An 18,735-nucleotide genomic window follows, 5' to 3' on the forward strand; every position below is an offset into this window, starting at 1 on the left:
TCTTTCTTGCTTTCAGCGGCGGCCTGTGCAGTCTCAGTCGCCGCCGCCCGTTGATCTGGCGTTGCCTTTTTGCCTTGTGAGACTATAGTCGAATATGTTTTTCAGTCAAACGACGGACGCCCCCTTTTTCACTCTCTCAGCTTGCGACGCGCCGAGACACACACGGAGGTTACCGCTGCCGCAAAGAGAAAGGCACTGAGCCAGCCGATCCAGTCTCCGGCTGTGGAATAGACGGTACGTCCCTGTAACAGCGGGATTTTGTCGACCAGGGTTTCCTTGGTCCAGATGCCGGTACTCTTGACGATGCGGCCGGCGGGGTCCACGAAGGCCGAGATGCCGGTATTGGTGACGCGCACCAGGGAGCGGCGGTTCTCTATGGAGCGGAAGCTCGCCAGGGCCAGGTGCTGCACCGGTTCGGTCGATTTGCCGTACCAGGAGTCGTTGGTGAGGTTGAACATCACCTCGGGAACGCGCCTTTCCTTACCACCCGCCATGAGCTTTCGGATATGCAGGGGGAAGATGTCCTCATAGCAGATGCTGAGCGAGATCACGTGGTTTCCCAGTAGGAGCGGCTCCTCGCTCTGGCCGCGCCAGAAGCGGCTCGAGTAGGGGGACCAGGAGTAAAGGCTCGGAAAGGTGTCGCCAAAGGGTATGTACTCCCCGAAAGGGACCAGCACCGTCTTGTCGTAGCTCCCCAGGATGCGGCCGGAGCGGTCGACCAGGAAGGCGCTGTTGCAGATCCCGTCGGCGGTACGCAGGCAGGCGCCGAACAAAAGCGGCGTGCCGAGGTCCCCCAGGGCCGCCGTGGGGAGAACGCCTTCGCGGAAGGAGAGGCTCACCGGCACCCCTTCCGGCCAGACCACCAGGTCGGGCCGTTCACTTTCAACCAGGCCCCGCGACAGGTCCCGGTGCTCCTTAAGCACCGTGTCGGCATCGACGTGCATGTCCGCCGCGCCACGGTTCGCCTGCACCAGCCCGACCTTGAGGGTCTGCGCCGAAGCTACCTGCCGCTCCACCTCCCTAAGCCGCATCTCCCCGTAACCGACCACGAGCAGAAGCGAGAGCGCCAGGGCCGACAGCGGGCGCCAGGGGACGCGTCTTTCCTCACACCAGCAGGCAGTCACCCAGTAGAGCGTGGCGTTGATGTAGACCACGAGGAAGCTGACCCCGAGCACTCCGGTGAAATCCGCTATCTGGGTCAGGTGCGACAACCGGTACTGGCTCGCCCCGAGGTAGTTCGGGAAAACCTCGGGCCAGAACTTCTCCATGGCCGTCCAGACCACCGGTGCCACCCAGACCACCTGCCAGCCGCGGCCTGCGGCGATCAACCTGATTCCCCAGGCCCAGGCGGCCATGACGATGCCGTTTGAAGCCGCCAAAAGCACCAGCCCTACAAGGGCGAAGGGGAAAGGCGCCCCGGCGAACTGCTTGAACATCTCTATGACCCAGTAAAACCCGCCGGCGTGCCCGACTATTCCCGCGACCCAGCCGATGAGGAAAGCCCGCCTTGGACGCGCGCCGCGCAGGGCCCAGAAAAGCGGCACCAGGAAGATCCACTCCAGGTAGAACTGGTCGAAGCCGGCGTAGCCTAAGAAAAGGAGGATGCCGCTGGCAACTGCGGCTAACCACGGGAAGAAGGGGTGACTGGTGATGCGGTTCAACAAGGTGACCTCGTTTCAACAGGGATTAAAAGCGCGCAGACGGAACGGCTTGCCAAGATAGCACAAGCCGTTAATCATCACAATCTCACAAACGCAGAAGGGGCGCCTCGCGGCGCCCCTGTCTCTAGCGAGCCGGGTAGTAATCGGGAGGGACCGAGTACATGTCTGGAGGAGGAGGAGCAACGTTTCTCGTCCGGCGCACCTTGCGCACCATGCCCGGCACTTGGTTCCCCTTGGAGTACATGCACTGCACGTAGGTGTTGTCGTATAAGCGCTGCGCCTCGTAGCCGTAAGCACGTCCCGATTCGGAGCCGCTGGCGGCCCCGAACAGCAACCCGGTGCCCCCTCCTATGGCCGCTCCGGTCCCCGCGTTGCCGCCGGCCGCGCCCAAAAGGGCCCCGACCCCGGCGCCTACGGCGGTACCGACCACGGCGCTGCTTGCGGTATTCTGGTTCACCGTATCCTGACGGCTCAGCCCCAGTTGCTGTTCGGCCCAGCGCCTGCAGACCGCGTCCTCGGCCATGAACTGTTCGAATGACTTGCCCGGGGCCGGCAATACCCTAACGGTCGGGCCGGTGGGAACGGTGGCGCACCCGCCCAGCCCCACAAGGGCCAGCAGCAACCAGGCAGCTGTTCTGGAATATGTTTTCATGTCACTTCTCCTTGTCCTGCTCTTCTTCCCCAGGGGGGACGCTGTCGGGAACCACCTTCATCCAGCCGCTCGGGCAGCGCTCGACGTAGGGGTAATACCCCTGCGGATTCCGGCAGTAATACCAGTACCCGGTCTCCTGCTGGCTTTCAGGCAGGACGTACTCCTGCGGCTCCTGTGGGACTACCACGGTCGGTGGTGCATAGTAGCGGTAACTTGGATACGGGTAGTAGGGGTAGTACCAGGGATCCCAGAATCCGAAGCCGGGGCCGATCCAGACGCTGCCGGAGAAATGGCTGTGGCTGTGGCTTGGCCCCACGTAGCTGGTACCGTATCCGCCACGCCCGTAGTATCCGCCGCGGCCGCCGTAGTAACTCGTGCCGCCGCGTCCGACTGCGCGAGCCCCCTGCTCGCCCCCGCCGCCTCTGTCGGCATAACTCAGCTGGGCCGCCGAAAGGACTGACCAGGCAGCGATCAATACCGGTATCACCAGGGTTCGGATCTTCATTATTTTCATGGCTCCCCTCCTTTAATGACGGGACTTTTGACCAATTCAGTATACAACTTGCCCGCAACATCTGCAAAAGCTAACAATCCTGCTGCACCGCCCCAGGAGCGGTATCGCGCGGCCTTGCCCACCGCCTGGAGAAGCTGGAGCTGCAGCCTCGTCCTCACCGGGGAGTCGAGTGTTGACTTCCAAGGGAGCTGTGCAAAGATTAGCTGGTTCAAATATTCTAACCGCTAAAAGGGAGCTAAACATGAGAAAAGACGCCGCATTGGTTTCGTCACTTTTTCTTGCAGCAGCCCTGATCATCCCGGCAACCAAATCGTGGACGCAGCCACAGGGGGAGCCCGCTAGAAAGGCGCCCTACGACGCGGTCCAGGCTGCGCAGACGCCAAGGGAGGTGGCAAGGACCCGCCCCGAGCAGCAAAAAAACCAGCACGACAACTCGGACCTGTTCATGGCCACCAAGGCGGAACCCTCCTCGACGGCTTTCAAGAACCAACCCGACGAGGGAAAGATCCTCGGTTTCGATTTCTACCGTGACCCCCTCGACGCGAAGAAGCCGATGACCACTTTCCAGGAGGTGTACCAGAAGGACGTGGCCGATAAGCCGAAGGTGATGGCCACCCAGAGGCGCCTGCTGGAAATGAGGTACAACCTCAAGCCGAACCTCTCCCCTGACGTGAAGATGACCCGCGGCAAGCCCATAGCCGTCGGTCCGACCGCCCTGCTCGCCCAAGGGACCTCCTGGGAGCGGCTGGCGGCGATGTCCCCCGAACAGATACGATCCGGAGACCTCTTCCCCTATCCCCCGCTGCCTCATCCCAAGCAGGTCAGCGGCGGACAGGTCTTCCCACAGATCCAGATCGACATGTTCCCGAGGCTGCAGCGCTTCGACGTGGATTTCGACATCCCCGATGCCTTCCTCCCCGAGCTCCCCCCCGCCATCTTCCTGCAGAACCGGCCTGAGCTGGGGGACGTTTCCCGCGGGGAGGTGGTAAGCATCAACAACTTCTACCGCCTCTTCAAGGACCTCCTCACACCGGTGCAGTTGGACGGCCTGCGGATGCTGGTAACCCCCTTCCCCCAGGAGGAATTCAACCCAACCGACGACCGCAAATCCCCCCAGGCGAGCTTGGGAGTCGCCTGCCTCGACTGCCACGTCAACGGGCACACCACCGCCCAATTCCACCTGAGCCCAGATATCCGTCCCCAGGAGCGCCGCTTCCGGCTCGATACGGTCAGCCTCAGGGGGCTTTTCAACCAGCAGCTCCACTCCTCCAAGCGGAGCCTGCGCTCGGTCGAGGATTTCACCGAATTCGAACAGCGCACCGCCTACTTCAACGGCGACGAGATCCATGCCGCCAAAAAAGGGATGAACATCCTGAGCCGGGTACAGGTAAGCCACATGGCCCAGATGCAGAACATGTTCGACGTACCTCCCGCTCCCAAACTCGATCCTGCAGGTTACCTGGTCCCCGGCAAAGCCACTCAGGCTGAGATGGCGGGGCAGAATATCTTCTTCGGCAAGGGGAAGTGTGGCACCTGCCACCCCACCCCCTTCTACCTGGATCACCAGATGCACGACCTTCAGATGGAGCGCTTCACCCGCGAACCGGGCGATGGCCCCATCAAGACCTTCACCCTGAGGGGAATCAAAGAGAGCCCGCCGTACATGCACGACGGCCGCTGCTTCACCCTGGAGGACACGGTGAAGTTCTTCAACCTGGTACTCGGACTGAAGCTTTCCGCCGAGGAGGAGACGAACCTGGTCGCTTTCCTGCGGGTCCTCTAGCGGCCGCTTTGCTGAGCAGCGCCGGCGTTTTGCGCATCAAAAAAAAGCCTCACCTGTCTCAGTCGGGTGGGGCTTTTCTACGGGAGGAGTTATGAAAAAACGCGGTAGTGGGATTCTCTGTCACATCACGTCCCTTCCGTCCCCATTCGGCATTGGGGACTTTGGAGCCGGCGCCTACGAGTTCGCCGATTTCCTGTCGGAGGCGAAGCAGAGCTACTGGCAGATCCTGCCGCTCAACCCGACGAACAAGAGATACTTCGACTCACCCTTCAGCTCCCTCTCTTCCTGCGCCGGAAACACGGCCCTCATCAGCCCGCAGCTGCTGGCGGCGGAGGGGCTCCTGACGCAGATGGAGGTTGAGGACCATCCCCACTTCCCGGAACGGCGGGTCGATTACCCGGCCGTCTCGCGTTTCAAGCGGCAGCTTTTCCAGCGTGCGCACATCCGGTTCCAGAAGGGTGGGGTTCCGGAGGACTACGCCCGGTTCTGCCGGGGCAATTCCATGTGGCTCGAAGACCATGCCCTGTTCACGGCGATAAGCGACCATCTCGGGAACCTCCCCCTGGCCGAGTGGCCGCAGGAGCTCAGCAACCGCAGCAGCGAAAAGGTCCAGCTGTTGCGGGAAGAACTCTGGGACGAGGTGGAGCGGGAGAAATTCCTGCAATACCTCTTCTTCAAGCAATGGCACCTGCTGAAAAACTACTGCAACGGCAAGGGGATCCGGATCATCGGCGAGTTCCCCATGTTCATGAACTACGACGCGGTGGACATCTGGGCCAACCCGGAACTATTCAAGGTGGACGAGCAGAAAAAGCCGTACCTGCTCGCCGGGAGCCCCGCCGACGCCTTCAGCGCCGAAGGGCAGCTCTTCAACTGCGCCGTCTACGACTGGGACGGGCTCAGGCGCAACGGCTTCAACTGGTGGATCAGGCGCTTTCACTACCTGTTCAGGCAGTACGACTTCGTGAGGATCGACCACTTCCAAGGACTGACCTCCTGTTGGGAAGTCCCGGTAGGGGAGCAAAACGGGCTCAGGGGGAACTGGCAAAAGGTCCCGACACAGGAATTCTTCAACACCATGCTTCAGCACTACCCTCTCTTCCCCGTGATCGCAGAGGACCTGGGGACCATCGGCGCCGACGTAAGGGAGACCATGGCCCGGTACGCCATCCCCGGGATGAAGGTGATCCTTTTCGGGTTCCAGAAGGAGGCGCGGGAAAGAAGCTACCTGCCGCACCTCCATCCCTTAAACAGCGTGGCGTACACCGGCACCCACGATACCGACACCGTCACCGGGTGGTATCAGGGCGCTGGCGACGAGGAGCGGCTGGAACTCTACCGCTATCTGGGACGGCGGGTGGAGAACGGGGTCAACTGGGAGCTGATCAGGCTGGCGCTGATGTCGGTGGCGCACACGGCGGTGATCCAGATGCAGGACGTGCTGGGGGCGGGCGAGGAATCCAGGATGAACAGGCCCGGGAAAGCGGAGGGGAACTGGGAGTGGAGGATCCCCACTGCAGACCTCGGCGAAGTCGCTTCCCGTCTCTCCGAGATGACCGCCTGCTATGGCCGGGCCCAGGATTGAGCCATGCCCGGGCGCAGAAATGGGGCTTCGAAACTCCGAAGCCCCATCGTTTTTAACCTCTGAAAGCGCTCCCTATTTCTTGGCCACGCCCAGCTTCTTCGCCATATCCTTCGCGTGCTGCAGGTGCTGTTCGAGGACCGGCAGGGTCTTGTCCACCCACGCCTTGATCTCGGGGTCCTTGACTTTTCCGCTCGCCTTTTTGAACTTCGCCACGTCCTTTTCATGGTCCTTGACCATTTCCTTCGCGTATTTCTTATCGAACTCGGCACCGGACAGCGCGTTCAGCTGGTCGACCATCTTCTTATGCTTGGCGTCCATCTTCGCCGGCTTTTTCATCTGCTTCTTAGCGATGATGGCCTCCAATTCGTCGTTGGCCTTGCCGTGGTCAGTTACCATCATCTGACCGAAGTCCTTGATCTCCTGAGAGGCCCCCTTCTGCTGGGCCAGGCGTCCCGCTTCGACCTCCATCATCCCGCCGCTGGCAGCATCCTTCACGAACGCCTTGTCGGACCTCGACAGCTTATCCGCCGCAAGTGCGGGGATCGCCATGCTCAACGCAAACAGAGAAACGACCGCCATCCACAGAAACCTTTTCATGTTTTCCTCCCGTTGTTGGCCGAAGCCGGTGGTTTTGGTGAAACATTAGTAAAAACTAACTGTCTAAAAGTATCCGGCTTTCTCTTATTGTCAACGCAGGGGATCTGGAAAGTTGGCCGACTCGGCAGTGAAAACCGGATAGGTTGGCATGCGGCACGGGGAAAAGGGTCAACAGGAAAGAAACGGAGAGGAAATGCGAAGCTCAGGCGTCAGGAAACTGCTGCAAGGGGGATGGATACGAAGCCATGGGGGGCGGGCAGGTGCCGCCCCCCATGCTACCTGTAGAGCCGCTGTTCGTCGGTGTAGTAGGTCTGCTTGGAGGAGACGTTCTCCTTGATGACTGGTGCCCCGGTGGGGGATTTCTTCAGCCCGGGTCGGTGCACCTTGAGAAACTCGCGGTACTCGCCTGAGACCATGTCGGGGTGGCGTTTGCGCAGTTCCGCTATGGCATCCTCGAGAACGGCGGGAATGGCCCGCGCCAGTGCCGAGACAGCCTCAGGGGGGAGTTTTCCCGCCGCCGACTTGGGCGAGATGCGCGCCTCCCAGAGGATTTCGTCGGCGTAGGCATTGCCGATCCCCCCGATGAGCGCCTGGTCCAGGAGCAGCGCCTTGATCAGCGCCTTCGGCTTTCGGGCGCACAACTGCTGCAATTGCTCCAAGCTGACTTCCAGGGCGTCGGGCGCCTCCCGCTCAGGCTGAGGATTCAGGGTGAGGGTCGCCCACCCCTTGGGGTCGGAGACAGCCAGCGCACAACCGTCGGTGAAGGCAATGCTAACCACCGGCGCCTCCACCCCCTTCAGTTGATCTGCCCCGGCCAGCACGAAACCGCCGGTCAGCATGAGGTGAACCCTCAGGACGGCACCGTTGTCGGCCTGGAAGGAGACCTGCTTTCCCGTTCTCCTGACCGCGGCGATCTTCGCGCCGGTAAGCGCGGAGGAGAGCTGATCCGGAGCTACGTTAAGGCGCCCCCTGTCGTGGAAGGAAACCGACCTTACTTTCTTTCCGGCCAGCTTTTTTTCCAGGTTTTCAGCGTAGATGGTGAGATCAGGGAGTTCGGGCATGCCCCCTCCTTTTTAGCGTCGCGATTACGTTCTCGCGCCAGCGTATCCGAGAAAGCCGTGAAGTCAACGAAAACCATGCGGCGGCGGGGCGGAATGGTCGCTAATCGGCAGCGGCCCCTTCGGCTCGGTAGTCGATGCCCAGGTGCCGCTCACGCAGGCGCTTGATGGAGAGCGGAAGTACGACCGAGGCGAAGATGAACGAGCACCCCAGCCACTCTCCCGCGGTCAGCCGCTCCCCCAGGATCAGCGTCCCCCCCAGCATGCTCCAGACCGGGTCCATAGTGTAGATGAGCCCCGCCTTGGTGGGGGTGGTGTAGCGCTGGTAGCTGTTTTGCAGCGTGAAGCAGATGATGGTCGGGAAGATGGCGCAGTAAAGCAGCGAACCGCCCGAAACCGCGGTGATGGCGAAGGGGGGCTCCGGCAGCACCAGTAACAGCAGGCCTCCCACCGCCGTGACAGTGCCGAATTGCACCAGGCTCAGCAGGTAGACGTCCTCGTCCCGCAAAAGTTTCGACACCGATATGATGTGCAGGGCGATGAAGAGCGCGCACAGGGTGGAGAGCAGGTCCCCCTTGTTGAAACCCTCCGCCCCGCCCTGGGCCAGCTGCCACAGGCCGGCGAGGGCGAGGAAAAGACCGGTCGCGGTCCAGCGGTCGAAGCGCTCGCGCCAGAAGGCGAAGCACAGCAGCGGGATGATCAGCACGAACAGGTTGTTCAGGAACCCCGCGCGCGAGATGCTGGTGCCGCTCACACCGAGAACGAAGGAGAGGTTGGTGGCGGCAAGCGCCATCCCGATGACGAACCCCTTCCCCAGGACGTTCCGGTCGAAGCGCTTCAAGCGCGGCAGGCAGACCACCGCCATAAGCAGCGTTGCCAGGGCGAAGCGGAAGAACAGGAAGGTTACTGGCGGGATCTCTCTGAAGCCGATCTTGTTGAAGACGAAACTCCCTCCCCAGAAAAAGGTTGTAAGTATCAGCCAGAAAGTGGCCTTCGAGGAGCGAGGATCTTCATGAGTAGTTTTGAGCATCGTCTATTAAAGACAGGGGTTGCGGCTTATGTCAACCCCGTAGCGTTTTTCCACCACCTGGCCCGCGAGGGGCTTTGCGGCAGGAGAGCCTTATTGCCGTCACGCTGCGGGAATGGTGCAGGGAGCTAAAGAAACCGCAACAAAGACCGATACGCAACTAGCAGCATAATTCATGAGAGCGCGGTCCCCCGCGAGCAGGTGCAACAAAGGAGGTCCCCCTTGGCAGTTGTCCACATCGACAACCTGGCCCCCGGCATGATTCTCAGCCGCAACGTCTGCGACCGCAGCGGCAGGATGCTCCTTCCGTCCGGTGCGGAGCTTACGGAGAAGCATTTCTCCATCTTCAGGATGTGGGGGGTGCTCGAGGTCGAGATCGTAGGCGAAGGGGTCGCCGAGGACCCCGAGGCGCCTCAGCATGAGGAGGTAGACCCTGAGCTTTTGCGCCAGGCGCGAGCCGAGGTGGAGAGGCTCTTCGTCCATAACGACCCCGAGCACCCCGCGGTGAAGGAACTGCTGCGGATCTGCACCGAAAGGAGGGCCGCCAATGCATCGTAAGCCGCATTCTTCGGTGGAGCACATGGTGGAGGACGTCTCCACCATACATTCCCTCCCGATGTTTTACTCTCAACTCTCGGAAGCGATCGACCACCCCCGCAGCTCCATCGGGGACATCGCCAAGATCATCTCCGAGGACCAGGGGCTCACCGCCAGGATCCTGAAGCTCGCCAACAGCCCTCTGTTCGGCTACTTCTCCAAGATAGACACCATCACCCAGGCCGTCACCATCATAGGTGTGCTCCAGGTGCGCGACCTGGCCCTCGCCATCTCGGTCATGGACGTATTCAAGGGTATCCCCGAGGAACTGGTCAACATGGAGCAGTTCTGGAAGCACAGCATCGCCACCGGGCTCGCGGCGAGGATCCTTGCCACCAGCCAGCGCGAGTCGAACCTGGAGCGCTTCTTCGTTGCCGGGATTCTACACGACATCGGTAGGCTGGTCATGTACGTCCGGGTGCCGGGGATCTGCCTGGAATTGCTGGAGCAGTGCCGGGCGACGGACGCCCTGCTGCACCGCGCGGAACGGGAGAAGTTCGGCTTCGACCACGCCGACGTCGGCGGTGCTCTGCTGAAAAAATGGAAGATCCCCCCCCGGGTGGCCGAGCCCGTGGGGGGCCACCACGACTGCCGCCTGGGCGACCAGTACCCGCGCGAAAGCTCCATACTCCATCTGGCCGACATCATCGCCCACGCCCTGCAGCTGGGCCACAGCGGCGAGATCTTCGTGCCGGAACTCGACAAGGGAGTATGGGACCGGCTGCAGATCTCCTGCTACTTCCTTCCCACACTGGTGAAGCAGGTGGACAGCACCTATGAACAGACAGTATCGGTACTGTTCGGGAGTGAAGATGCATCACAATGAGCCCATTGAAAACCAGGTCCGTAAGCTTCAGGAGAGGGTGAACTTCCTGGAGGAGACCAACCTGAACTACCTGAAGACACTCGACGTGCTGACCGCTTGCAGCGATTTCCAGTCGGACATTTACCGTCAAAAGGAACCTTCCTTCGTGATCAGGGCGGTCTTCGGCCAGTTGAAGCGGCTGATACCCTTCACCGCTCTTGCCATGCTCGGCATCGACGAGGACGCTTCCTTCACCCTTACCGTCTGCGACCCGGAATTCTCCTGTGGCGAGATGATCAACGAGGTAGATGCCCGGGTGCAGGACGGCACCTTCGCTTGGGCCGTGAACCAGAACCACCCCGTGATAGTACCGACACTCTCCGGCACCGACACGCTCGTGCTGCACGTGCTGGCCACCAACAGCCGCATCAGGGGGATGTTCATGGGGATACTTCCCGGCAGCCACCTCAGCGCAGAGGTCTCCACCCTGAACGCCCTGAGCAGCATCCTGATCAACACGGCCTATGCCGTGGAGAACTCGGAACTCTACGACATGCTCCAGGAACACATGCAGACACTGGAGATGAAGGTAGCCCAGCGCACCACCGAGCTCGAGGAAGCTCTGGTCAAGGCCGAGGCCGCCACCGCGGCCAAAAGCGCCTTCCTCGCCAACATGAGTCACGAGATCAGGACTCCGATGAACGGAGTGATCGGCCTTGCCAGGCTTCTGATGGAGACGCCGCTCGACAAGGTACAGCACGGCTACATGGAATCGCTTTCCGATTGCGCCGAAAGTCTTCTCACCATCATCAACGAGATCCTCGACGTCTCCAAGGTGGAAGCGGGGATGCTCACGCTCGAAGCGGTGGTATTCGACCTGCGGCGGTTCCTGGACCGCTCTCTTCAGCCGTTCGTGCTCCGCGGGCAGGAAAAGGGGGTCCGGGTAGAACTTGAGGCGGGCACCGAGCTTCCGGAACTCGTAGTTGGGGATCCGGTTCGCCTCCGGCAAATACTGGGTAACCTCCTCGGCAACGCCCTGAAGTTCACCGAGAAGGGGAGCATCACACTCACTGCCGCAGCGACCTGCGACGGAGCAGGCGGGGTCTGTTTGAACTTCTCGGTGGCCGATACTGGTATCGGCATCGCCCCCGAGGCGATGGAAGTCATCTTCGAGAAGTTCTCTCAGGCGGACAACTCCACCACCCGGCTCTACGGCGGCACCGGACTGGGGCTTTCCATCAGCAAGAGCCTGGCGGAACTGATGGGTGGGAAACTGAGCGTGGAAAGCGCCCTGGGAGAGGGGAGCGTCTTCAGCTTCAGCATGGAGGCGACACTCCCCAAGCCCGGCGAGCGCCCCGTCGAGGAGGAAGTCGAAACACAGAGCGAGAAGGTGGAGCGGGAATTGAGAATCCTCGTGGTGGACGACGTGCCGCTCAACCAGCTGATATCGGCCAAGCTCATCGCCAAGACAGGAAACCACCAGATCCAGACGGCGCAAAACGGGCGGGAAGCGGTCGAGATGTGGGAGCGGGAGAACTTCGACCTCATCTTCATGGACGTGCAGATGCCAGTCATGGACGGTCTGGAAGCAACCCGGATCATCCGCAGCCGCGAAGAGGGGACCGGGTGGCGGGTCCATATCTGCGCCATGACCGCCAACGCGATGAAGGAGGACATCACCATCTGCACCGATGCCGGCATGGACAGCTACCTGTCGAAGCCAGTGCGGGACAGGGAAATCGCCGCCATGATCAGGAAGATTGCCACCTCCGACGCCTGCCACCCCTCCGCTGCGGCCGCCACTCCAGAACCGCCGCCGCAAACGGCCCCGCTCGCCTTCGACCGAGCCGACCTCTTGGAGCGACTGGGAGGAGAAGAGGCAGCGGTGGAGATGTTCGTGGCGAAATTCCTAACGGCAATCTCCGAGCACCTCGACCACCTGAAAGAGGCGATCTCCCGAAAGGACCTTGGCACCATATATTACAGGGCCCACACTATAGCAGGGACCTCCGCCAACATGGGCGCGCCGGTCATGCGCGAACTTGCCGCACGGATGGAATCTGCGGCCAAGATAGAGGACGCAGAGCCCCTCGACGCGCTTTTCCTTGAGTTGCTGCAGGCTTTCTCGGCCTTCAAGTCCCAAGCAGCCCCCTCGCCTTGATTTTCGACCGGCCACAAAAAGAGATGGAGGCCCGCGGCCCCCACCTCTTCATGCCATTTCCGACGCTATTCAATTGTCAGGCACCGTCACTGATCAGCATCTCCAGGGTACGCGTTGCATCCTTCAACTGGGAATCTAGCATCTTCAGTTCGTCCCGGCTGTAAACAGCAGTCCCTTTCCCGATCTCCTTGTTGAGCCTGTCTATCCTCTGCTGGATCGAGTCCACGTTGTCACGGCAGGCCCGCGCGACCAGCAGGCATTCATCCTTCTGGAACTTGTCTCCTGAGCTCATCCCCATACCGCTGTCACCTGCGAGTACCGGTACAGCAGACATAAGAGTAACGACCGTAAAAACGGCCAGCTTGGTAGTAAAAGCTTTCATGGCAAACCTCCATCAGTGTAAGTGATTCTCCTTCTATGACAGTATAAAATTCGGCAGAAACAGCTGCAAGTGATTTTCCTTATCGACTATGCCAGTATGCCATATAGCTGCCTCAGTAAAAGGTGGCTCCCGCCCACACCACGGTCAGACCACTTTACCCCGCTCTCTAATAACGTTGTAATTGTGTATACATCGACGTGTATACTTTTTCTAAAGATTCCTGTTTTACCCCCCGATAGGTCTTTTCGAAGCTTCCGTCAACTCCACCCAAACACGCGCAACGAAGGGACCAGTATGAACATAAGCAAGAAGATTTTGATCAGCAATGTGGCCATGGTTCTCATCGCGACCATCACTACTTCGGCCATCTCTCTCTACGTCACGAAAAAGGAAATCACCCGCCAGGTTAACGTCTCCCTCGCCTCCAGGATCAAGGCTTTCCGTGAACTGATCAGCAAGAACGATGGCGGCATCGTGTTGGTGGACGGAAAGCTGCAGACGAACGGGATGACGCTGGACGGGGACAACGCCCTGACCGACAAGGTGAAGGAAATCTTCGGCGGGGAGGCGACCATCTTCAGGGACGACATCCGGGTCGCTACCACGATCAAGAAGAATGACGGCGCCCGCGCAATCGGCACCACGCTCCAGGGGCCCGCGCGTGAGGCGGTCATCGGTCACGCGGTTCCCTACCAGGGGGAGGCAGTAATCCTGGGTGTTCCGCACTTCGCCTCCTACCTGCCCCTCAAAGACGGCAACGGCAAGGTGATCGGCGCCCTCTTCGTGGGGGAGAAGCGCTCCGAGTACCTGGCGGTGTTCGACAGGCTGAAATACCTGATCCTCGCGCTGTCCGCACTGCTAGGCGGGGTCCTGGCTCTGGCCGGATACCTAGCCCTGCACAAGGCGCTGTTGCCGTTGCGGGAATTGATCAGGACCCTGCAAGACGTAGCCGAAGGGGACGGCAACCTCACCCATCGTCTCAATGAATCCGACGACGAGATAGGTACCGCCAGCCGTTATTTCAACAGGTTCATAGACAGGGTTCACACCATAGTGCAGACTGTGGCGGACAACGCGAACTCGGTAGCCAGCGCCAGTTCCGAGTTGCACTCCAGCACCGAGAGGCTCGCCAATACCACCGAGGCGGTAGCCGTGCAGACGGAAACGGTCTCTACCGCCGGCGAGGAGATGGCCGCCACCTCCGCCGACATCTCGAAGAACTGCCTGAGCGCGGTCGACAGCGCCCAGCGCGCCTGCGAGATGGCGAAGTACGGAGCCGCCGACGTGGAACGGACCATCGAAGGCATGAAGCTCATAAATGAAAAGGTGCGCGCCACCTCGGAAAGCGTAGGGAATCTGGGGGTAAAGTCGGAACAGATAGGCGACATCATCGGGACCATCCAGGACATCGCGGACCAGACCAACCTCCTCGCGTTGAACGCGGCCATAGAAGCCGCCCGCGCGGGGGAGCAGGGGCGCGGCTTCGCGGTGGTGGCCGACGAGGTGCGCCGGCTGGCGGAGAGGACCACCAGCGCCACGAAGGAGATAGAGGTCAACATCAGGTCGATCCAGGAGGAGACCGCCCGCGCCGTGCAGGTCATGCATGAAAGCGCAAGGGAAGCCGCGAAAGGGGCCGAAGACTCAGTGAAATCAGGGGAGAGCCTGGCGGAAATACTTAAGCAGGTGAACGATGTGACGCTACAGATAGGGCAGATAGCGACCGCGGCCGAGGAGCAGAGCGCAACCAGCCGCGAGATCAGCAATAACGTGCACCAGATCACCGGGACCATCCAGGGCACAGCCAGGGACAACCGCGAATCGATGGCGACTGCTGATGAGTTGAGTCGGCTCTCGGAGTGCCTGAGGCTGCAGATCTGCAGATTCAGGTACTAAAGGAAGGAGCATAAAGAATGGGGGGACCGCCAGCTTTTGGTCTCCCCTTTTCTGTGCGCGGTGAGCGGATGCCGCGCCGCCGCTAGGCGGGGAGGCGCCAGTCGATCGGGTCGATGCCGTGCCTTGTCAGGTAGGCGTTGGCCTGAGAGAAGTGCCGGCAGCCCAGGAAACCGCGGTGAGCTGACAAGGGGGAGGGATGCGGTGCCCTCAGGACCAGGTGCCTCTTCTCGTCTATGACGCCGCCTTTCTTCTGGGCGTACGAGCCCCAGAGCATGAATACCACGTGATCCTTCTTGTCGTTGAGCATCGAAACGGCGCGGTCGGTAAAGGCCTCCCAACCCTTCCCCTGGTGCGAGGCTGCGCGTCCCGCCTCCACAGTCAGCACGCTGTTCAGGAGGAGGACGCCCTGCTCCGCCCACGATTTCAGGTTACCGTGCCTGAAATCGCCAGGTGCGAGCCCCAGGTCCGCCTGTATCTCCTTGAAGATGTTCACCAGCGAAGGCGGAACCTCCACCCCCCGTGCTACCGAAAAGCAGAGCCCGTGTGCCTGCCCCGGCCCATGGTAAGGGTCCTGTCCCAGCACCACCACCTTCACCTTGTCGAAGGAGGTGGAGTTGAAGGCATTGAAGTACTCGCTCCCCTTGGGATAGATGGTCTTCTTGCGCGCCAACTCCAGGCGCAGGAACTCCTTCAGCTCCAGCATGTAAGGCTTATCGAATTCCTCCAGCATATGTGATTTCCAGCCAGGCTCCAGTTGTATCTGTCTTTCCGTCGTCATCTCCATGGCTCCGCCACCTTTTGTAGCTGCTCGTGCCAAAGAAATTAACACACACAACCCGCACCAGCCAAGCTTTCTCATAATGTGACAGAGTAAGGGTAGCGCATCCCGCGTCTTCATTCGATCACCCTGATGGCACTGGTTAACATTTGCCTCTCCATCAGCTTTCTGGGCGGGCCTAAGCGGAATATGCATTCGCGCCCGCCTTCGCAACACCCGTTGGGATCATACTAAGTGAGCAGTCGTCCGACACTTCGCCGCACACCCGCGTATTTGAACCTACAACATTGACACCTTCTAATGATGCTATAGACTGATGTGCGTTCGTGCTTATTCTCAGCCTTTCAGCTCACCCACGTGCAAACAGAAGCTGCAGCAGGCAAGGAGGAGCGATATGCAACTGCAATGTTCCGTGCTGGGCAAAGATGTAGAGATAACAGACACAGCAATTCCGGTCATCTCCCCCTATTGGCGGCTTAAACGAAACGGCGACTGGACTCTGTTGTGCCGGTACGCAGCTGGCCAGGCAGAATACTCCATGGTGTCACCATTGGTGGGCGCAACGCTTTCCCTGATGGACGGGAGGCTCGCGTTCCGGCACCTGTGCCTGATCGTGCAGTACGCCCACGGATTTGAGAATCTGGAAGCTGCAGAGGACTTCGTGACCAAAGTGATACTCGCAGCAAACAAGGAATGTGACGCGGTCGTTGCGATGACTCCAGAACTGGAGCCCTTCGTGATCAAAATGGATCCGCTGCAGTTCACCGACGACAGTTCCAAATCGCAGCAGCAGAAAAGGCCGGCGGCGACCCTTTGTACAGAAAGGAAGCCCTGGCACTGATCGCCGAGCTCGTCTCGCAGGACATGCTGTTCCAGCTTCCGACGAAATGCTTCATCACAGAAGAAATCGCAGACAGGCTGGTAGAGGTGGGTATGACGAAACCAGTCAACCAGTACCTGCGCGAGGTACAGCTTACTATGGACGCGCCGTCCGAAGCGGCTGATCAACCGGGGGCGGCGAGCGGCAGGGCGGTGCAGAGCATCCAGAACCTACAGGCGCGCGGGTTCAACCTGCGGGTCAAAGCCGTCGCCGCGCCGATGAATGCACCGCACATTTACCAATGGATCAAGCAGCTCGTGGAGCTGGGAGTGACACAGATAACGGTCGCACCCTACACAAAAACCTACCATAAGCACAACGATAACCTCTGTTTAAGCAGTCACGACAAGATCTTGATCACGCAACAATGCGAAAGGGCCAGAATCGACTTTCCCGAGTTGAGCCTTCGCACGAGCGGCATTGCGCTTTCCTCTAGCACCGAGGCAGGGAGTTCGCACGCATCATCTCTGCAGCCGGGCCCGATCGAGATATCAGTGGAACTAAGCGACAAAAAGACTGAGAAAATACGGTATTGGAGAAGTCGAGCGCAATGTGCAGGTGGCCGCAGCTCAATGACTATAACCCCTGACGGCAAAGTAGTCCTATGCGATACAGTGCCGCAGGATAAGCCATTTTTTGTAGGCGACGTTTCAACCCAGTCACTGCTTGAGGTATGGAACAGCGAATCACTGCTGAACTTTGCTTATCCCCCCAGGGAGAAGTTCAAGGGCTCAGCCTGTTACGACTGTGGAAACCTGGAAGAATGCCAGAGCAAGTCAGGACATTGCTTCAGGGATTCTTACTTCAACTACGGCGCCATCTTCGGGCCGACAGCCAACTGCCCGATGGTTCAGAAACCAGCATAGCGGGCGGGCAGAGAAAGCAGGCTCGGAATAAACGCGAGAAGCCCCGCCAGGTATTCCTGACGGGGCTTCTCTATTAAATTCCCTGCGGCGACCTACTCTCCCACACCGTTACCAGTGCAGTACCATCGGCCCAGAGAGGCTTAACTTCCGTGTTCGGGATGGGAACGGGTGTGACCCTCTCGGCATAGCCACAGAGAAACTCTTAGCTCGAACCTTTACGGCTCTCGCAATATATTTCTCAACAATCGCATTTTCGTGTTTTTGTAGGTTTTACGCATCAGCAGTTTATGATCGGGGGGTGGGAGACCCACCCCCCTCTCCAAGAATTTTTTATGGTCAAGCCTCACGGCCGATTAGTACCGGTAAGCTGAATGCATTACTGCACTTACACACCCGGCCTATCAACGTTGTGGTCTACAACGGGCCTTTAGGGGATTGCTCCCAGGGATACCTAATCTTGAAGGAGGCTTCCCGCTTAGATGCTTTCAGCGGTTATCCTTTCCGTACATAGCTACCCAGCGACTGCTCCTGGCGGAACAACTGGAACACCAGAGGTACGTTCAACCCGGTCCTCTCGTACTAAGGTCAACTCTTCTCAAGTATCCTACGCCCACAGAAGATAGGGACCAAACTGTCTCACGACGTTTTAAACCCAGCTCGCGTACCGCTTTAATTGGCGAACAGCCAAACCCTTGGGACCTACTTCAGCCCCAGGATGCGATGAGCCGACATCGAGGTGCCAAACCTCCCCGTCGATGTGAACTCTTGGGGGAGATCAGCCTGTTATCCCCGGCGTACCTTTTATCCGTTGAGCGACGGCCCTTCCATACAGAACCGCCGGATCACTAAGACCTACTTTCGTACCTGCTCGACTTGTTGGTCTCGCAGTCAAGCTCCCTTATGCCTTTACACTCTACGGCTGGTTTCCAATCAGCCTGAGGGAACCTTCGCGCGCCTCCGTTACTCTTTGGGAGGCGACCGCCCCAGTCAAACTACCCATCAGACAGTGTCCCCGACCCGGATGACGGGCCTGGGTTAGACATCCAAACAAACCAGGGTGGTATTTCAAGGATGACTCCACCGAGACTGGCGTCCCAGCTTCAAAGTCTCCCACCTATCCTACACAAGCTTATTCGAATGTCACTGTCAAACTGTAGTAAAGGTGCACGGGGTCTTTCCGTCTTTCTGCGGGTACTCGGCATCTTCACCGAGAATTCAATTTCGCTGAGCCACTGGTTGAGACAGCGCGGAAATCGTTACGCCATTCGTGCAGGTCGGAACTTACCCGACAAGGAATTTCGCTACCTTAGGACCGTTATAGTTACGGCCGCCGTTTACCGGGGCTTCGGTTCAAAGCTTCACCTTGCGGCTAACAAATCCCCTTAACCTTCCGGCACCGGGCAGGCGTCAGACCCTATACGTCGTCTTGCGACTTTGCAGAGTCCTATGTTTTTAGTAAACAGTCGCTACCGCCATTTCTCTGCGACCCCCCCGGG

At 59.7% G+C, this 18,735-nt stretch carries 16 protein-coding genes and 2 rRNA genes (1 of these 18 cut by a window edge); 8 read left to right on the forward strand and 10 right to left on the reverse strand.

What is annotated here, in order from left to right; genetic code table 11:
* Nucleotides 1–128: 128 nt before the first annotated feature.
* The 3 genes from lnt to GEOBRER4_RS16865 form a co-directional block, all read right to left on the reverse strand.
* On the reverse strand, nt 129–1,664 hold the full coding sequence (lnt, locus tag GEOBRER4_RS16855; RefSeq protein ID WP_185243244.1) for an apolipoprotein N-acyltransferase: 1,536 nt from the start codon (nt 1,662–1,664) through the stop codon (nt 129–131).
* A gap of 121 nt (nt 1,665–1,785) precedes the next feature.
* On the reverse strand, nt 1,786–2,313 hold the full coding sequence (locus GEOBRER4_RS16860; RefSeq protein WP_085815328.1) for a YMGG-like glycine zipper-containing protein: 528 nt from the start codon (nt 2,311–2,313) through the stop codon (nt 1,786–1,788).
* Nucleotide 2,314: 1 nt separating this feature from the next.
* Nucleotides 2,315–2,827 carry a hypothetical protein gene (locus GEOBRER4_RS16865; protein WP_185243245.1) on the reverse strand — a complete coding sequence of 171 codons (513 nt, stop codon included), beginning with the start codon at nt 2,825–2,827 and terminating at the stop codon, nt 2,315–2,317.
* Nucleotides 2,828–3,068: 241 nt separating this feature from the next.
* Here GEOBRER4_RS16865 and GEOBRER4_RS16870 point away from each other — a divergent pair, with 241 nt between their 5' ends.
* Both GEOBRER4_RS16870 and malQ read left to right on the forward strand, forming a co-directional pair.
* Entirely contained in the window at nt 3,069–4,610 is a 1,542-nt protein-coding gene (locus GEOBRER4_RS16870) for a cytochrome B6 (RefSeq protein WP_185243246.1), read from the forward strand.
* Between the two features lie 91 nt (nt 4,611–4,701).
* Entirely contained in the window at nt 4,702–6,195 is a 1,494-nt protein-coding gene (malQ, locus tag GEOBRER4_RS16875; protein ID WP_185243247.1) for a 4-alpha-glucanotransferase, read from the forward strand.
* A 72-nt stretch (nt 6,196–6,267) separates the two neighbouring features.
* On the opposite strand, the gene GEOBRER4_RS16880 is transcribed toward malQ, so the two are convergent.
* The 3 genes from GEOBRER4_RS16880 to GEOBRER4_RS16890 form a co-directional block, all read right to left on the reverse strand.
* Nucleotides 6,268–6,792, reverse strand: a complete 525-nt coding sequence (locus GEOBRER4_RS16880) for a DUF4142 domain-containing protein (protein ID WP_085815332.1) — start codon at nt 6,790–6,792, stop codon at nt 6,268–6,270.
* Nucleotides 6,793–7,067: 275 nt separating this feature from the next.
* On the reverse strand, nt 7,068–7,853 hold the full coding sequence (locus GEOBRER4_RS16885) for an Fpg/Nei family DNA glycosylase (RefSeq protein ID WP_185243248.1): 786 nt from the start codon (nt 7,851–7,853) through the stop codon (nt 7,068–7,070).
* A 100-nt stretch (nt 7,854–7,953) separates the two neighbouring features.
* On the reverse strand, nt 7,954–8,880 hold the full coding sequence (locus GEOBRER4_RS16890) for a DMT family transporter (RefSeq protein ID WP_185243249.1): 927 nt from the start codon (nt 8,878–8,880) through the stop codon (nt 7,954–7,956).
* Between the two features lie 219 nt (nt 8,881–9,099).
* Between GEOBRER4_RS16890 and GEOBRER4_RS16895 the strand changes: the two genes are divergently transcribed.
* The 3 genes from GEOBRER4_RS16895 to GEOBRER4_RS16905 are packed head-to-tail and all read left to right on the forward strand — an operon-like array spanning nt 9,100 to nt 12,440.
* Entirely contained in the window at nt 9,100–9,435 is a 336-nt protein-coding gene (locus GEOBRER4_RS16895; protein WP_085815335.1) for a hypothetical protein, read from the forward strand.
* Nucleotides 9,425–10,300: an HDOD domain-containing protein gene (locus GEOBRER4_RS16900; RefSeq protein ID WP_185243250.1), complete on the forward strand. Its 876-nt coding sequence runs from the start codon at nt 9,425–9,427 to the stop codon at nt 10,298–10,300. Before GEOBRER4_RS16895 ends, GEOBRER4_RS16900 begins: the two co-directional genes overlap by 11 nt.
* The gene (locus GEOBRER4_RS16905) at nt 10,287–12,440 is read left to right on the forward strand and encodes an ATP-binding protein (RefSeq protein WP_185243251.1); all 2,154 of its coding nucleotides are present in this window, start codon (nt 10,287–10,289) and stop codon (nt 12,438–12,440) included. The genes GEOBRER4_RS16900 and GEOBRER4_RS16905 overlap by 14 nt, the downstream gene beginning before the upstream one ends.
* 76 nt (nt 12,441–12,516) lie before the next feature.
* Here the strand turns inward: GEOBRER4_RS16905 and GEOBRER4_RS16910 are convergent, their stop codons facing one another.
* The gene (locus GEOBRER4_RS16910) at nt 12,517–12,822 is read right to left on the reverse strand and encodes a hypothetical protein (RefSeq protein ID WP_085815338.1); all 306 of its coding nucleotides are present in this window, start codon (nt 12,820–12,822) and stop codon (nt 12,517–12,519) included.
* Nucleotides 12,823–13,116: 294 nt separating this feature from the next.
* On the opposite strand from GEOBRER4_RS16910, the gene GEOBRER4_RS16915 reads away from it, so the two are divergent.
* The gene (locus GEOBRER4_RS16915; protein WP_185243252.1) at nt 13,117–14,715 is read left to right on the forward strand and encodes a methyl-accepting chemotaxis protein; all 1,599 of its coding nucleotides are present in this window, start codon (nt 13,117–13,119) and stop codon (nt 14,713–14,715) included.
* An 82-nt stretch (nt 14,716–14,797) separates the two neighbouring features.
* Here GEOBRER4_RS16915 and ung read toward each other — a convergent pair whose 3' ends face one another.
* Nucleotides 14,798–15,493 carry a uracil-DNA glycosylase gene (gene ung / locus GEOBRER4_RS16920; RefSeq protein WP_085815345.1) on the reverse strand — a complete coding sequence of 232 codons (696 nt, stop codon included), beginning with the start codon at nt 15,491–15,493 and terminating at the stop codon, nt 14,798–14,800.
* Between the two features lie 394 nt (nt 15,494–15,887).
* On the opposite strand from ung, the gene GEOBRER4_RS20140 reads away from it, so the two are divergent.
* Both GEOBRER4_RS20140 and GEOBRER4_RS16925 read left to right on the forward strand, forming a co-directional pair.
* Nucleotides 15,888–16,334, forward strand: coding sequence for a hypothetical protein (locus GEOBRER4_RS20140; protein ID WP_226377816.1), 447 nt, complete (start codon nt 15,888–15,890; stop codon nt 16,332–16,334).
* Nucleotides 16,307–17,239 carry a radical SAM/SPASM domain-containing protein gene (locus tag GEOBRER4_RS16925; RefSeq protein WP_226377817.1) on the forward strand — a complete coding sequence of 311 codons (933 nt, stop codon included), beginning with the start codon at nt 16,307–16,309 and terminating at the stop codon, nt 17,237–17,239. The genes GEOBRER4_RS20140 and GEOBRER4_RS16925 overlap by 28 nt, the downstream gene beginning before the upstream one ends.
* Before the next feature lie 79 nt (nt 17,240–17,318).
* On the opposite strand, the gene rrf is transcribed toward GEOBRER4_RS16925, so the two are convergent.
* Together rrf and GEOBRER4_RS16935 are read right to left on the reverse strand one after the other, a co-directional pair.
* A 5S ribosomal RNA gene (gene rrf / locus GEOBRER4_RS16930) occupies nt 17,319–17,435 on the reverse strand.
* 136 nt (nt 17,436–17,571) lie between these two features.
* Nucleotides 17,572–18,735 (reverse strand): 23S ribosomal RNA (locus GEOBRER4_RS16935); it runs 1,793 nt beyond the window's last position.

This window comes from Citrifermentans bremense (genome assembly GCF_014218275.1).
Lineage (GTDB): Bacteria > Desulfobacterota > Desulfuromonadia > Geobacterales > Geobacteraceae > Geomonas > Geomonas pelophila.

Coding starts and splice junctions, on each gene's coding strand:
- GEOBRER4_RS16900 (WP_185243250.1), top strand. CDS start 9,425: ATGCATCGTAAGCCGCATTCTTCGGTGGAGCACATGGTGGAGGACGTC.
- GEOBRER4_RS16915 (WP_185243252.1), top strand. CDS start 13,117: ATGAACATAAGCAAGAAGATTTTGATCAGCAATGTGGCCATGGTTCTC.
- malQ (WP_185243247.1), top strand. CDS start 4,702: ATGAAAAAACGCGGTAGTGGGATTCTCTGTCACATCACGTCCCTTCCG.
- GEOBRER4_RS16865 (WP_185243245.1), bottom strand. CDS start 2,827: ATGAAAATAATGAAGATCCGAACCCTGGTGATACCGGTATTGATCGCT.
- GEOBRER4_RS16885 (WP_185243248.1), bottom strand. CDS start 7,853: ATGCCCGAACTCCCTGATCTCACCATCTACGCTGAAAACCTGGAAAAA.
- GEOBRER4_RS16890 (WP_185243249.1), bottom strand. CDS start 8,880: ATGCTCAAAACTACTCATGAAGATCCTCGCTCCTCGAAGGCCACTTTC.
- GEOBRER4_RS16910 (WP_085815338.1), bottom strand. CDS start 12,822: ATGAAAGCTTTTACTACCAAGCTGGCCGTTTTTACGGTCGTTACTCTT.
- GEOBRER4_RS16870 (WP_185243246.1), top strand. CDS start 3,069: ATGAGAAAAGACGCCGCATTGGTTTCGTCACTTTTTCTTGCAGCAGCC.
- ung (WP_085815345.1), bottom strand. CDS start 15,493: ATGACGACGGAAAGACAGATACAACTGGAGCCTGGCTGGAAATCACAT.
- GEOBRER4_RS16860 (WP_085815328.1), bottom strand. CDS start 2,313: ATGAAAACATATTCCAGAACAGCTGCCTGGTTGCTGCTGGCCCTTGTG.
- GEOBRER4_RS16880 (WP_085815332.1), bottom strand. CDS start 6,792: ATGAAAAGGTTTCTGTGGATGGCGGTCGTTTCTCTGTTTGCGTTGAGC.
- GEOBRER4_RS16905 (WP_185243251.1), top strand. CDS start 10,287: ATGCATCACAATGAGCCCATTGAAAACCAGGTCCGTAAGCTTCAGGAG.
- GEOBRER4_RS20140 (WP_226377816.1), top strand. CDS start 15,888: ATGCAACTGCAATGTTCCGTGCTGGGCAAAGATGTAGAGATAACAGAC.